Genomic DNA, 13,961 nt, shown 5'->3' on the forward strand with positions numbered 1-13,961 from the left:
AGTGGGCGAGAACTTGCACCAGCTCCATACAGAAAGACGGAATACAGCAAGTGAACGGTTGGATCAGATGTCGGCTATCGAGATCGTGACACTGATGAATCAGGAGGATCACAAGGTGGCATTTGCTGTACAGCAGGTGCTGCCTGAGGTCGCCAAGGCAGTAGAGCTGATCGGGCAGGCGCTGGCAAAAGGAGGGAGACTGTTTTATTTTGGCGCGGGTACGAGTGGACGGCTAGGTGTTCTTGATGCGGCAGAGTGTCCCCCTACATTTGGCACCGATCCACAAATGGTGCAGGGAATTATTGCCGGCGGGGCAAAAGCATTGCTAAACGCCATTGAGGGAGCCGAAGATTCCGAGCAAATGGGACATGAGGATATACGGCTTCATGGCATTAAAAAGGGAGATGCAGTTGTAGGGATCGCGGCAAGCGGGAGAACCCCTTATGTAATCGGGGCGCTGAAAGAAGCAAAGACGATTGGCGCACGGACGATTTCTGTGTCCTGTAATCCTGATCCAGACATCAGCCAGGGAGCAGACGTATCCATCAATATACTGGTGGGTCCGGAGGTCGTGACGGGCTCTACACGTCTCAAGGCTGGCAGTGCAACCAAAATGGTCCTGAATATGCTGACGACAGCCAGTATGGTCCACTTGGGCAAGGTATATGGAAATCTGATGATAAATGTACAAGCGACTAATTGGAAGCTGAGAGAGCGGGCCAAGCGTATTGTCATCGAGGCAACGGGAGTTACCTACGAGGAAGCAGAGAAGCTCCTGCTACATGCGGCGGGAGATGTACGCGTAGCGATTGTCATGCAAAAGACGGGTCTTCTTGCCACGGATGCAAAGGAGCGGCTGATTCGTGCTGGCAACCGGGTGAGAGAGGCAATCGATGGGGAGTTGAGGTAGCGCTTAACGGTATTCTTTCAAAACCTCATCCACATAGGACAGAAAATTAGGGTATGGCGAGTCTCCCTTCAAAAATTGTCTTACTACTGACAGGGGGAATAGAGCCATATCTTTTGTTTTAGAGTAAAGGACAGCTTCATCAGGATCAGCATCGTACACTTCATCCCATTTCGCAGAATAATGACAGACTGAATCCAACTCATACCAGGCAAAGTCCTGCTGGCTATTTCTTCTTATCACTTCACCTGTATAGGCTCCCAGTCGTATCACGAACGAATCAAAATGATTTTGCAAAAGAGTCTTACCAGCTTCAGTAGTCAGCAGGCGTGTCGTATACGTATCGATATAGCAAATGCTATCGATCGAAAAATTCAAATTGCGTTTTGTTAAATTCTCTTGATCCCACCTGTCACTAGAGACATCTTCATACATCAATTGCGCGAGTCCTTTAGCATCGATATTTACTAATCTCTTTCTGTGTAGGAACCGAAACATATGCTCAAACCCCTCCTTAATCGTCTGCCAACAAGACAGGTTTACCTTTCCTCGCAACATGATTCTGACCAGCTTTTATAAAATAATTCTAATCATTATATCAGTCTGCCTGATAGGGAAACCAGTTTGACACCAAACGCCAACAAAAAATGCTAGATCAACCTACCCTTTTGCAGTATGATTGGCAACGTGATGATTTACAGGTAAAAGGTGTGGACAACATGGCTTCATTGGTCTTAACAGACGAACAGCTCTCCAGAAAGCAAAAAATCGGTCTGATCTTGTCGCTGGCAATCCCGGCGATGCTCGAACAGATATTACATACGCTTGTTGGCTTTGTCGATCTGTTTTTCGTGTCCAGTCTGGGTGCAACGGCGATTGCTGCTGTTGGCGTGGCAAATTCGATGGTACTGGTCGCCATGGCGATTTTTATGGCAGTCGGAGTATCGGCTTCCTCCTATATTACACAAAGCATAGGAGCGGGACGGGAAAAGGAGGCTGCTGCCTATGCCAGACAAGCGATTGTACTTTCCTCTGCAATCGGGATTCTGTTTGGACTCGCAGCCCTTTTCTTTGCTGCCCCTATTTTGAAAATCATGGGTGCAGAGCCTGATGTGCTGGAAGAGGCGGTTGCCTATTTTCGCATCGTTGGTGGTTCTGCCCTCTTTTTATCTCTGATGGTTACCTTGGGGAGTATTTTGCGTTCAAACGGAGATACACGCACCCCGATGAAGGTCAGTCTGTGGATCAACATCGTCCACGTGGGATTGGATTACGTCTTCATTTTTGGATTGGGCTCTTTTGCGGGATGGGGCGTAGCGGGGGCAGCCTGGGCAACAGCATTGGTTCGGGTGCTTGGTGCAGTCGCCTTGTTTATCGCTGTCCACAAGTCCTCAGAACAGATTTGGAGCGGGTTTTCCTGGCGAGAGCTGCTCGGCAAGCCGGCACAGGAGATGGCTTGGCGGTCTTTGCCAGTTTTGACTGAGAAAATGATTATGCGCCTTGGTGTCCTGCTCTATTACGGCGCGATTATTCAAATGGGAACAAAGGCATATGCCGCTCACATGATTGCATCGAATCTGGAGTCGCTGATGATATTGGCAGGTGCGGGCTTTGAAGTGGCAGCTACCGTACTGGTTGGGCAGTATCTAGGAGCGAAACGGTCACGGGATGCATACTCCTTTGGCATGATTTGCATGTGGCTGGGGCTTGGACTAATGTCCATCTTTGGTTTTGCGCTGTATTTGTGTGCTCCTTGGATCGCGACGATATTTACCGAGGATGCACAGATCATCGATTATGTCGTCATTGCTCTTACGTATATGGCTCTCTATCAACCGCCGCTCGCCTTGCTTCTGATTCTGCGAGGTGGATTGCAGGGAGCAGGGGACACAAAGGCTCCGATGTACGCCACGGCAGTGGGCATGTGGCTGGTACGGATGGTAGGCGTCTATCTGTTTGGCTTTCAACTGGAAATGGGCCTCTCCGGAGTATGGCTTGCCATCTTTTTGGATGTCCTTATACGCGGTATTTTTCTTCTTTATTTGTATAAAAGGAGATTTCAGCACATTAGACGCAATGAGGGGATGGAAAGAACAGCTCAAATAGGGTAAAATTGGTTTTGATAAGCACGTCAGAACGGATTAGGCTATTTCCGCATTCAGGAGTAGCCGTTTTCTTGTCTCATAACTGATACAAGAAGTTTTTGTAAAACTCGGAAAAAATGGCACGTACGGGAGGACAAGCAGATGGGTAACGAGGCGGCGAAAAATACAGTTCTGACAGCAGGATTTGCCCAGATTCCAAAAGGAACTCCACTGTACGAGGTTTCCACCATGGTAGGCTGTGTTCTCATCATCGATGTGGACAAGGATGAAATCTGTGATGCCAGTTTTACATTTGTCATGGACAAAACCAGTGAATTTTTGGTCCAATTAATCGTAGGAAAGACAGTTGTAGACGGATTACAAGAGATTACACATGCCATACAAGAACGTTTTCTGGCTCCTGGTCAGGGAGCGGTCTTGCAGGCGATCCGTGCAGCAGTAGAGCGTTATGTGGAGAAGAAATCGTAAGCCTATCCAATGGCTGGAGGGTTGTACATGCAGGATGACTTTGCAGGAAAAGAAGCGTATGGAAGGCAGCTGTTGGAGCGTTATGGTCAATGGCTTAGCCGTATTGAGCTAGTAAATCACGAAGAGTTGGAAGCGGTATCACGCGAGGTTAACGATCTGCTGACAGAGCAGGATGGGGAGTTGCACCAAGAGCTGTTGAAACAAATCGGCCAACTACATAACAAAGTAACCGAGATGCTTTGGATGTCCGAGCACATGAAGATTTTGCATGATTTGAGTCATATTTTTGCCAAGACGTATGAAGAGAACCAGATTTTGTTGAAAGCGTTTGAGCTGGTATCGCGAGTCATGCGCGCTGATGCTTTTTTCATTGCCTTTTTTGACGAGGGTGACTGCGAGATCAGGGTACCGATCAGCATTGACAGCGGAATCAATTATGGACCGCTCACCATACCGTATGGGCAAGGACTAATTTCTAAAGTCATTGATACACGCCAAACCATACATATCCGAACGATGAAGGATGAGCCGAGTGAGCCTGAGATGATTCGATGGGGCAGTCCGGAAATCGATACGAATACATGCATCTTTGTGCCGCTCATGCTGGGCAACCAGATGAAGGGGGTTATTTCTGCCCAATCATATCGTGAATTCGCCTATAAAAAAGAGCATGAGGAGCTGCTGAAAATCATCGGATTTCAGGTAGCGAGTGCGATCGAAACGGCACGACTGTATGAACGCATGTACCAGATGTCGTTTCAGGACGAGCTGACAGGCATCGCCAATTACCGTGCTTTTCACCGCGATTTGGAGAATTTGCTTAGCGACGAGGAGTCTTCTGTTGCTTTGATCATGCTCGATTCGGATAGTCTCAAGGTGGTAAACGATCATCACGGTCATCATGTGGGAGATGCAATGATTCGTCGCATAGCGGAGGCGATGAAAGCAGTCGCTGGAAAAGAGGATACGGCTTATCGTTATGCGGGTGATGAATTCATGCTCCTGTCGCCCGATGCTACGATGGAGGAAGCCGAGGAAAAGGTCAGGGCAATCAGGGAGTATTTGCGTGTACGTCCGTTGGTGCATGAGAATTGCTGTATTCCTGTAGCGGTGAGCGTCGGGATTGCGCGCTATCCAGAGGATGAGAAAACAGCCGACGGCCTGAAGCGGGCAGCCGATGAGGCGCTGTACCGCTCCAAGCGTCGGGGCAAAAACTGTACTACCGTGTATGCGATTGGCTAACCTTTTGTGCTCGCCAAGCGAAGAGCATGGTCAAAAGCGGAGAAATCCATAAGTAGATTACGTACGGCAAGTAATCGAGTGTTGCGACATGCAGCGTACTGGTAAAAAAGGCACCGCTAACGCCCCACGGAATGAGCGGGTTGACCAAGGTGCCGCAATCCTCCAAGGTGCGTGACAGGCGTCTTCCCTCGATGCCGCGTGCCGCGAATGCCTCGCGAAACATTTGGCCGGGGAGTAAAATTGACAAATACTGCTCGCCAGTCAGAACGTTGACGAGGATAGAGGAAGAGCCAGCTAATCCAACCATACCCGCATCGTGCTTCATGCGTTTGATGAAACCATCAAAGAGTGCGTGGAACACGCCACTGTACTGGAGAATGCCTCCGAGCGACAGTGCGATAAGAATGAGGGCAAGCGACCAGGTCATAGACAATAATCCTCCGCGATTCACAATCGCAGTGACGGCTTCGTTGGTTATCGTACTGACGAAGCCGTTTTGCATGACATTCATCCATTGTACTGGAGAATAAACGCCCTGCGCGAAGGCAGCTGTAGCAATCCCGCTAAGAATCCCGAAAACGAGTGTAGGCAGAATCGGCTTACGCAGTGCGGAGCAGATCAGGACGACCAGTGCTGGCAGCAGCGTGATCACCCCAAGTGAAAAGTTTTGCGTTAGTGCCAGCTGAATGTCTCGGATAGCGTCCAGATTGACATTCACTGCTTGTCCCTGAAAACCAAAGAAAAGAGCTGTCAGTAAAGCAGCAGGGATCGAGGTGTGCATCATGAATTTCACGTGCGTCATCAAGGGAACGCCCGCTATTGCCGAAGCAAAATTGGTCGTATCCGAGAGCGGAGACATCTTATCCCCGAAGCAGGCACCGCTAATGATGGCACCGGCGGTCATCAACGGATCGAGACCGAGCGCAGTGGATACCCCCATCAAGGCGACACCAACTGTGCTGATCGTCGTGAAGGAGCTCCCTGTAACAGTAGAGACGATAATCGTCAGAAAAAGGGCACTGATTGTGAAATATTCAGGTGAAATAATAGAAATCCCGAGCTGCAAAATCATCGGGACTGTACCGCTCATCATCCAGACCCCGATCAGGATACCGATAAGAGAAAGAATCAGCATGGGGGCTATGGCTGTTTGTATGCCTTTGATTAGTCCCTCCTCCAACTGCTTCCACGGGACACCAAACAGCCGCAGTAGTGTGGCCGCTGCGATGGTCGCTCCTAAAAGCGGCATATGTGGTTCTACTTTTCCCCAGAACAGTGCGGGAAACAAGATGCCAAAGACGGCGAGCAACACCCAAAGGCTTTTGGCAAAGGTTAATGGCTTGTTCATGCTGGCAACTCCTTGCTGAAATCAGACTAATCCCCTTAATTGGCAAAGGGGATTTTTTATACATGGCAACTACGGCGTTGATGGCGCCGACTATCTTGTCATTTCCAATGTGACGCTTTCTCGCTTTCTTGCTTTTGTGCGTTCAAGTGATAGGCGTACTTTATCTTGAATTACCTGATTAGTCAACGAGTTAGGCCATATTTTCAATCGTAAAATAATACGGAGTAGTAAGGCATTTTCATAGGAAATATATACCGCTAGACAATATGGTCTACCAAATCACTTTTCACCCTCTTGACCACCGTTTCAATTTGATCAAGCTTATCAATGTAATAATGAGCAATCGTATCGATGTCGAATTTGTTGTCTGCATCATTCTTATTTTTGTAAAGGATGTTCCTCATTAAATAGGTGAGATGGGTAAGCATTCTTCGGTATAAGTAATAACGTAGTAAATCCGAATGCAGGACGACTTTTTTACCAAAGTAGTTTTCGTACTGATTGAAGAAAAAGGCAAAGTTTTTTCCGTTCCCTATAAAGTAGGTCAGATCACATTCGGCAGGTGCGAGAAGAGAATGTTCCCAATCAATTAAAAACAGCTCATCCTGGTTGATTATAATATTGCCAGCCCAAAGATCTCCATGGCAGTACACTCTTTCTGTTTGAATGATCTTAACGGAAGAACATAGCTCCAAAAGAACATCTGAAAGACGCAGAATGGCTTCTTTTCTGGGTAATACCAGTTTCTTTAACGCTTCTTTATAAGGATCGTTGATCATAGTTTTTGATTCAAGCGCTGTAAGACATTGTTTCAAACCCAGTTGAGCGCCATTATGGAATTGTTCTTGCAGCGCTCGATGATTATTTATTTCAGGGGTTGCTTTGTGCAGGGTAGCAACCACCTTTGCTATTTTATCCAAGGTTTCTTTTGTAGAAGAAGATTCCTTTAAAGTTTTGCCCTCAACAAAATTAAATAAAATCAGGACAATTTCTTTGAAGCCTGTATGATAATGGCCATTTTTCGTTTTGATTGGATAGGTGAGATTTTTCATTATCCCCAAGCGGTACATTTCCCAAGTCATGGGTAAATAGGAATCGAGAAGTAGGATAGATCGTTTTTGCTGGTCATCGGTGGTATCAAATAATTTAAGAAAGTAGCATGAACCAGTGTGATCGATTACTTTATAGGAATAAGCTGAGGTGCCGTGCGGTATAAACGTTATATCTTTCACGTGAATTCCATACTCTTGATTCAGTATGGAAGCAATAACAGATTCATCTATATTGTATTTGACTCTCATTTCATGGATTAACCCCTTTCCTTCAGCCTACTCCTTGTAACTAATCTTCTCATCAGTATACGCAGGCATGAAAAAAAAGAATGTGCATGTACCTAGAGCAAACTCATCTAGGGGTATTTGGTGATGTTCGTTGATTTTTCACAGATCAGGTCCAAACCTATCCTGCCATGAATAATGTATTCCTCAGACCTATCAAAAGAGATAGGGGTTAGGGGCATGTTTCATTGTCGCTTGCCCCAAAGCTTTTTGAGACAGGCTCAAACTATAACATCATGGAATTCCTGAAGGGGCCGGACTTAAGCACATACCTGCGAAAAAAAGGCAGTATATCCGAATCGATCTCTCATCAAATCCTAGTCATTCTAAAAGAAATGGAACGGGTAGGTTTTTTACGTTGTAACCTTTAAGCAGTCATACAGAAGACATCGTGTAGGGCCTCCTTGCAAAAGGGGGCTCTCTCTATTTCCGCGCTTGTCCGTTTCAACGCTTCTGCCGCTTTCATAAAATTAATCCGTAAGTAAAAAACATGCCTTTTGATGGAAAAGAGGTGCAGCTATGACAAAAAGGGCGTTAGTAATTGCTTCCCATCCGGATGACGAAATACTAGGATCGGGAGGGACGATCAAGAAGCTGATCAACGACGGATTTGAAATTGTGACGGTCATTGTCGCGAAGGGCAGAAAAGAAGAAGAACACCATATACAAAAGTTCACGTCACTGGCAAACAGTCATTTGGGTGTAGGGAGAGTTATTTTCATGCAATTTCCGAATTTGAAACTGAATACCGTTCCTCTGCATGAAATTACCCGAGAGATCGAGAAACTACTGGACACGTATACGCCCGATATCATCTTCACCCATCATTATGGCGACTTGAATCAAGATCATCAGGTCACGTTCCAAGCGGTGATGACTGCAGCGCGACCGTTGCCAGGGAAGAAGCCGATCGAAATTTTATGCTTTGAAACGGTATCGTCTAGTGAGTGGACACAGAATACCCAGGATAAGCTGTTTAAGCCTACTTATTTTGTAGATATTTCCGATACGATAAATGACAAGCTTCAAGCCCTCCGTCATTATGACGTCGAGATGCGCCCTTATCCACATCCGCGCTCGTATGAAGGAGTTCAGCATCTGGCACGCGTCAGAGGGATGACCGTTGGCGTGGAGTATGCAGAAGCCTTTGAAATTATTAGGAGGGTATGGAAGTGAGGGGAAAACAGGTGAGTGATGTATTGTGAAGGTTCTCGTTACGGGAGGAGCCGGGTTTATCGGTTCCCACATTGTAGATTTGCTGCTGGGAGAGGGCTATGAGGTCGTCGTGATCGACAACTTCATGACGGGCCGAAAAGAATATGTCCCCCCTGCCATCAAGCTATATAAAATGAACATTACTTCTCCCCAGATCGAAAAAATATTTGCGAAAGAAAGGCCAGATTTTGTGATGCATCTGGCAGCCCAGATTGATGTGACCAAATCAATCCAAAATCCGGTGAAGGATGCCGAGCATAACATTTTAGGTACGATTCGCATCCTGCAATGCTGTCAGAAATTCAAGGTCCGAAAAATCGTTTTTTCCTCCTCTTGTGCCGTATACGGTGAAACAGCAGATAGCAGTATTACAGAATCGTTTCCCATCCAACCTCTATCCTTTTACGGACTTTCCAAATACATGTCTGAAATGTACATTCAGTTTTTTCAATCCTCCTATGGACTTGCATTTACGATCTTGCGCTATGCGAATGTGTATGGACCACGTCAGGCAGCTACGGGAGAGGGAGGCGTAATCGCGACCTTTCTTCGCAAAATCATTGATGGGGAAAGGCCAGTGATCTACGGGAGCGGCGAGCAAACGCGTGATTTTGTCTATGTCAAAGACGTTGCCAGAGCCAACCTGCTTTCCCTGCAGTCTGGACATAATGAAATCGTCAATATCGGCACGAATCAAAAAACGAGCATAAATCAGCTCGTCCATCTGATGGGACAGCTGCAAGCGGTAGACATATCTCCTGTATACCAGGCTCAGCGCGAGGGAGACATTCAAAATAGCCTGTTAAATAACACAAGAGCGATCGACATACTCGGATGGCAGCCTCGCTTTGATTTGCGGGCTGGTCTGGCGCAAACAGGCGAGTATTTACAGGCTAAATAAACAAGGGAGCTTGACGAAATGGAAAAAATGATCATTACTGCTGCGGTAACGGGAGGGGTCACCACAAGGAAGAACAATCCAAATCTTCCAATTACACCAAAGGAGATTGCACAGGCTGTTCTCGACTGCTGGAATGCCGGAGCTTCCATCGCTCATATTCACGCGCGCGAAGACAATGGAACTCCGAGTCAGCGTGTAGAGGTTTATCAAGAAATTGTGTCCAGGATACGCCAGCAATGCGATATCATCATCAACCTGACGACCACTGGCTGGGGCCAGGCGGGATCAGAAGAGGACAGGTGGAATCCGCTCGTATGTAAGCCGGAATTGGCATCCTATACGCCGGGGTCCATGAATCGGAAAGACAATGTGATGATCAATTCTCCCGCATTTGTCCGCAAGCTGGCCGCCAAAATGAATGAGCACGGGGTAAAGCCAGAAATTGAAATTTTTGATTTCGGGATGATTAATCAAGCCCTGAAAATTTCCAAGGAAGGTCTGCTCAAGCAGCCATTTTTGTTTCAATTTGTGTTAGGCGTGGATGGTGGTATTCCCGCTACCGCGAAAAATTTGCTTCATGTGGTAGAGAGTATTCCAACGGGCAGTACGTGGTCCGTTGCAGCAGTAGGGAAGGGACAATTGCCAATGAATTTGCTGGGGATGCAGCTGGGGGGGCATATTCGCACAGGCTTCGAGGACAACGTGTATGCGCGCTACGGAGAATTAGCCAAGAGCAATGCGCAATTGGTAGAGCGATTGGCAGCTTACGCGTTTGATTTGGGCAGAGACATTGCTACGCCAGCAGAAGCTCGTAAAATACTGGGCATTGCTTCTCCCGCACCTGATTTGCCCTAGTGGTTCATTCGTCATCGAAAGGGATGTATGTGCATGGAGATTACCTTCTCGCTACGGAAATTGCTTCAGTTTTTGCACGAGAAACAGTGGATTGCGGATGTGACACTTGGACAGGAGCCGGGATTTGACATGATGCTGACCGGCTTTTCTTCCATTTATGAAACGAAGCCGAATACGTTGTCATGGATGAATGCGCAAGCGCTGGACTGGGCGTCTATAAAGGCATCGGTGGTGATCTGTTCGCAGGACGCCTTACGTCCAAAGGATACCCCGTTTTTGTTTATTCCGGTTAAAAATCCACGAAACACATTTGCCTCCGTCATGTACGCATTTTGCCCGAAAAATACGAGAACCGGAATTTCTCCGTCCGCTGTGATTGGAGAAGGCTGCATGCTTGGTCAAAATGTGTATATCGGGCATCATGTGGTTTTGGGGGATCATGTCAAAATCGGTGACAATACGCAAATCCACAGCAATGTGACGATTTATGATCATGCGACTATCGGCTCCAATTGCGTCATTCATAGCGGTGTTGTCATCGGTGGAGATGGATTCGGGTATGAGCGGGATGAGAATGGCGATCCCTTTAAATTCCCGCACATTGGCAGTGTAGTGATTGAAGACCATGTTGAGATCGGGTGCAATACATGTATTGCGCGAGGCGTACTTGCGAATACAGTCATTTCGGAGCATGTCAAAATCGGGAACCTGTCACACATCTCCCATAATGTCGTGGTTGGCAAAAACGCTATGATCACTCATCAAACGCATGTCAGTGGCAGCAACAATATCGGCAGCAATTGCTGGATCGCTCCAGGCGTGGTTCTCAAAGAAGGCTTGTCGATTGGTGAGCATGCTGTTTTAGGTCTGGGAGCTGTTGTTCTTCGTCATGTACATCCTCATGATGTGGTAGCAGGAGTGCCCGCAGCCTCACTTAAGAAAAAATCAGGGATACCACTGCAACGTGTAGAGGAGGAGAACTAGTGTGAGCACGGAAGTAACCGTCATCCTTCCCTCGTATAACCGTTACCCGCTGAATTTGCTGACGTTGTATTCATTGGAAAACCAAACCTTTGATTTCGCCAAAATGGAAGTCATCCTCATTGATGATGCTTCGACAGATGGTTCGCATGCACTTGAGCACTATCGACCGCCCTACCCATTTCGCTATATTCGCAACACAACAAATGCAGGCCGTTCCAAAACGAGAAACATCGGGATTCAGGAAGCCAAAGGAGAAATCCTCATCTTTTTGGATGCAGAGGTCATTGTCGATCCCGATTTTGTGAACAGCCATTATCAGAGGCATCAGACAAACAAGAAAGAATCGTATGTCATTACAGGCAAAAATGTAAATAAAGTATACTCCTATTTATTTGCCGATTTTAATCAGTCGCAGTTTGATTCCTTTTATGCGATTGCCAAAGACTCTCCTATGGTTAAGACCCGATTTGAACAGGTTGCTCATCCGCATAAGCTGAAAAAAGATCAGCTAGCGGAGATGGTTCGCCAGACGAAGCAACCGATTCAACTACTGACACAAAAAGACTGTCACTCCTTTTCCAACATTAAGCTCTTTTCTACCCCAAAAAAGTACGAGAAAAAAATTATTGATGCTTTTCGTGATGATTTCCGCCAGCCCTGGATTTCATGTACGACGATGAACCATTCCGTTCGCAAAAAACTTGTTGAGTCCATCGGTGGGTTTGATGAGAGCTTTATGGGGCATGGTCTGGAGGATTATGAATACGGTTTTCGCCTTTTTCAAACGGGTGTAAAATTTTCGTATGATGAAAATATATACGTGTATCATCAGGAGCATCCGATTGATTCGTTTTGGGAGCAGGACGGCACCAGAAATTTGATCTTATTTCAACAAAAGCACCCCTGCCTCGATGTGTATTTGCTTTCACTTGGACGCATTGGCATTACGGATTATACGTTTATGGACCATATTATGCGGGAGCACCAGGCGATAACGGAAAGCGATCCAGCCAGGTTCCATTCCTTTCAAAAGGCGATAACAGGAATGCTAAAGCAAATCCCGATCCTGAAAGCACAGAAGCAGCCAATTGCGAATCTGTTACAAGCAGCAGGGATAGAGGAGAATGCAGAAAAGGCAGTCTGGGATGAGCGTAGAGGCGTAGAAGCATCCGGATATCACCATCTGATCAAGCTGTTTGACCTGTTGGTTCACCGGTAAGAAAAATGAAAAAAGCGATCAACCAACAATCCCCTCGTGAGCAGATCTACTGCCTGCACAGGAGGGGATTTTATTTTCTTTATAAATAGGTTCGATAAACACTTTCTATCTTTTTCACCATGCTGTCTGCTGTCAAAAACTTGTTGGCATATGCTTTGGCATTGACACCCAGCTTCTGTCGCACTGCAGGGTCCAGAATCAACGCCCTGCAAGCGCCTGCCAGTTGCCGAGCGTTAGCAGGCTCAAGCAAAACTCCCGTTACTTTATTGCGGATTAGTTCAGGAATTCCGCCGACCGTTGTACTGATGATGGCTTGACTCGCAAACATGGCTTCCATGATAGAGAGGGGAAACGTATCCTCTATAGCTGGATGGACGAAAATATCCGATTGGCTAAGCAGCTCAGCAATATCTGATCTGGCGCCCAAAAAGCTGACATTGGACAGCTTGAGGGTTCGGGCTTTTTTTATCAGCTCTGCTTTTTGTGCCCCGTCGCCAACGACCCGCACCTCGACATTTTGCAAATCGCTTGGAATCAAGGAGAGCGCGTCAAGCAAATACGTCACTCCTTTATGAGGCTCGAGTCTTGTAATGCATGTAATGATGACCTTGCCTTTGCGGCTTGCTGGCGCTATTGGTTGAAAGGAAACACCCGTATGGACGGTTACGAACCGACTGGGATCGGCTCCAATTTCGGTAAAAGGAGCGCGGAACATATCACAGACGAGTATGACCTTCCTCGCGTATTCGAGTGCAGCCAAATCAAGTCTTTGAAAAAAAGCGTACTCTACGGAATCCTTGCGAAGCTCGTTCATTCGGTGAACACCGAGCTGATGAGGCGTATAGAAGAGCGGCTTTTGTAGGCTTTGATTGAGTTTTCCCAGGATAAGGGCTGCACGTCTGTCATGGGTGTGCAGGATGTCGTATTTGCGCAGATCCATCCTTTGAAGCATAGCTTCAAAAACCCCGAGCTTACTTACCTCTTCTACGATCATAGGACTGATGCGACCATACCGCTTTAAACAAAGCTGCTCTGTGCTTCTACGAATCTCGTCATCTACGTTTCCTTTGAGGTCTCTCTTTATATCAATTTGATTCGGGCTGGCAATCTCCACATGATGACCCAATCGCTGAAGCCCTTCCTTTAGCGTGGTCATATAATTCGAGACGCCTCCCATATGAGGGTACCGCAAGTATGTCGCTAGCAGTATTTTCCATCTTTTGTTCTGCTCAGCCTTATTCACAGAGCTGCCGTAGTAGTGATCCATCGCTTCTAGTAAATAAGGATGCGAAAGCAGGAAATTAGCCATCTCGATTGCCTCACTCCATGTGTTTCCATTGATTTCTGCTGTAATATATTCGCGGCATCACGTGTATGCAA

13 protein-coding genes are annotated in these 13,961 nt (G+C 46.8%); 9 read left to right on the forward strand and 4 right to left on the reverse strand.

The features are described 5' to 3' along the window. Window position 1: 1 nt before the first annotated feature. Window positions 2-910, forward strand: coding sequence for an N-acetylmuramic acid 6-phosphate etherase (gene murQ, locus SB752_RS06075; RefSeq protein WP_410714799.1), 909 nt, complete (start codon window positions 2-4; stop codon window positions 908-910). 3 nt (window positions 911-913) lie between these two features. On the opposite strand, the gene SB752_RS06080 is transcribed toward murQ, so the two are convergent. Further along, window positions 914-1,405 (reverse strand): hypothetical protein, encoded by a 492-nt coding sequence (locus tag SB752_RS06080; protein WP_410714800.1) that lies wholly within the window; start codon window positions 1,403-1,405, stop codon window positions 914-916. Window positions 1,406-1,626: 221 nt separating this feature from the next. Between SB752_RS06080 and SB752_RS06085 the strand changes: the two genes are divergently transcribed. The 3 genes from SB752_RS06085 to SB752_RS06095 all read left to right on the forward strand — a co-directional run bounded on the left by SB752_RS06085 (window position 1,627) and on the right by SB752_RS06095 (window position 4,722). Beyond that, window positions 1,627-3,018, forward strand: a complete 1,392-nt coding sequence (locus SB752_RS06085) for an MATE family efflux transporter (protein WP_410714801.1) — start codon at window positions 1,627-1,629, stop codon at window positions 3,016-3,018. A gap of 135 nt (window positions 3,019-3,153) precedes the next feature. Then, complete coding sequence (locus tag SB752_RS06090) at window positions 3,154-3,480, forward strand: DUF3870 domain-containing protein (protein WP_289137515.1); 327 nt, start codon at window positions 3,154-3,156, stop codon at window positions 3,478-3,480. A gap of 27 nt (window positions 3,481-3,507) precedes the next feature. Next, on the forward strand, window positions 3,508-4,722 hold the full coding sequence (locus tag SB752_RS06095) for a sensor domain-containing diguanylate cyclase (protein WP_410714802.1): 1,215 nt from the start codon (window positions 3,508-3,510) through the stop codon (window positions 4,720-4,722). On the opposite strand, the gene nhaC is transcribed toward SB752_RS06095, so the two are convergent. Further along, window positions 4,700-6,070 (reverse strand): Na+/H+ antiporter NhaC, encoded by a 1,371-nt coding sequence (nhaC, locus tag SB752_RS06100; RefSeq protein ID WP_410714803.1) that lies wholly within the window; start codon window positions 6,068-6,070, stop codon window positions 4,700-4,702. The genes SB752_RS06095 and nhaC overlap by 23 nt on opposite strands. Before the next feature lie 257 nt (window positions 6,071-6,327). Next, complete coding sequence (locus SB752_RS06105; RefSeq protein WP_410714804.1) at window positions 6,328-7,371, reverse strand: phosphotransferase; 1,044 nt, start codon at window positions 7,369-7,371, stop codon at window positions 6,328-6,330. Window positions 7,372-7,926: 555 nt separating this feature from the next. On the opposite strand from SB752_RS06105, the gene SB752_RS06110 reads away from it, so the two are divergent. Genes SB752_RS06110 through SB752_RS06130 form a run of 5 tightly spaced genes read left to right on the forward strand, consistent with a single transcriptional unit; the run spans window position 7,927 to window position 12,581 of the window. Further along, window positions 7,927-8,583, forward strand: a complete 657-nt coding sequence (locus SB752_RS06110; protein ID WP_410714805.1) for a PIG-L deacetylase family protein — start codon at window positions 7,927-7,929, stop codon at window positions 8,581-8,583. 25 nt (window positions 8,584-8,608) lie between these two features. After that, window positions 8,609-9,523: an NAD-dependent epimerase/dehydratase family protein gene (locus SB752_RS06115; protein ID WP_410714806.1), complete on the forward strand. Its 915-nt coding sequence runs from the start codon at window positions 8,609-8,611 to the stop codon at window positions 9,521-9,523. Window positions 9,524-9,541: 18 nt separating this feature from the next. Next, window positions 9,542-10,378, forward strand: coding sequence for a beta-keto acid cleavage family enzyme (locus SB752_RS06120; protein WP_410714807.1), 837 nt, complete (start codon window positions 9,542-9,544; stop codon window positions 10,376-10,378). Window positions 10,379-10,411: 33 nt separating this feature from the next. Further along, window positions 10,412-11,362, forward strand: a complete 951-nt coding sequence (locus SB752_RS06125) for a DapH/DapD/GlmU-related protein (protein WP_410714808.1) — start codon at window positions 10,412-10,414, stop codon at window positions 11,360-11,362. Between the two features lies 1 nt (window position 11,363). Then, a complete protein-coding gene (locus tag SB752_RS06130) occupies window positions 11,364-12,581 on the forward strand; it encodes a glycosyltransferase family 2 protein (protein WP_410714809.1) in 1,218 nt (405 codons plus the stop codon). A 79-nt stretch (window positions 12,582-12,660) separates the two neighbouring features. On the opposite strand, the gene SB752_RS06135 is transcribed toward SB752_RS06130, so the two are convergent. After that, the gene (locus SB752_RS06135) at window positions 12,661-13,890 is read right to left on the reverse strand and encodes a glycosyltransferase family 4 protein (protein ID WP_410714810.1); all 1,230 of its coding nucleotides are present in this window, start codon (window positions 13,888-13,890) and stop codon (window positions 12,661-12,663) included. Window positions 13,891-13,961 lie beyond the last annotated feature (71 nt).

Source organism: Brevibacillus sp. SIMBA_040, assembly GCF_046535075.1.
Classification (GTDB): Bacteria; Bacillota; Bacilli; order Brevibacillales; family Brevibacillaceae; genus Brevibacillus.

Bases quoted from the DNA above. Each gene is read 5' to 3' on its own strand.
- SB752_RS06080 (WP_410714800.1), bottom strand. From the start codon at position 1,405: ATGTTTCGGTTCCTACACAGAAAGAGATTAGTAAATATCGATGCTAAA.
- SB752_RS06105 (WP_410714804.1), bottom strand. From the start codon at position 7,371: ATGAGAGTCAAATACAATATAGATGAATCTGTTATTGCTTCCATACTG.
- SB752_RS06090 (WP_289137515.1), top strand. From the start codon at position 3,154: ATGGGTAACGAGGCGGCGAAAAATACAGTTCTGACAGCAGGATTTGCC.
- nhaC (WP_410714803.1), bottom strand. From the start codon at position 6,070: ATGAACAAGCCATTAACCTTTGCCAAAAGCCTTTGGGTGTTGCTCGCC.
- SB752_RS06095 (WP_410714802.1), top strand. From the start codon at position 3,508: ATGCAGGATGACTTTGCAGGAAAAGAAGCGTATGGAAGGCAGCTGTTG.
- SB752_RS06125 (WP_410714808.1), top strand. From the start codon at position 10,412: ATGGAGATTACCTTCTCGCTACGGAAATTGCTTCAGTTTTTGCACGAG.
- SB752_RS06135 (WP_410714810.1), bottom strand. From the start codon at position 13,890: ATGGCTAATTTCCTGCTTTCGCATCCTTATTTACTAGAAGCGATGGAT.
- SB752_RS06085 (WP_410714801.1), top strand. From the start codon at position 1,627: ATGGCTTCATTGGTCTTAACAGACGAACAGCTCTCCAGAAAGCAAAAA.
- SB752_RS06110 (WP_410714805.1), top strand. From the start codon at position 7,927: ATGACAAAAAGGGCGTTAGTAATTGCTTCCCATCCGGATGACGAAATA.
- SB752_RS06120 (WP_410714807.1), top strand. From the start codon at position 9,542: ATGGAAAAAATGATCATTACTGCTGCGGTAACGGGAGGGGTCACCACA.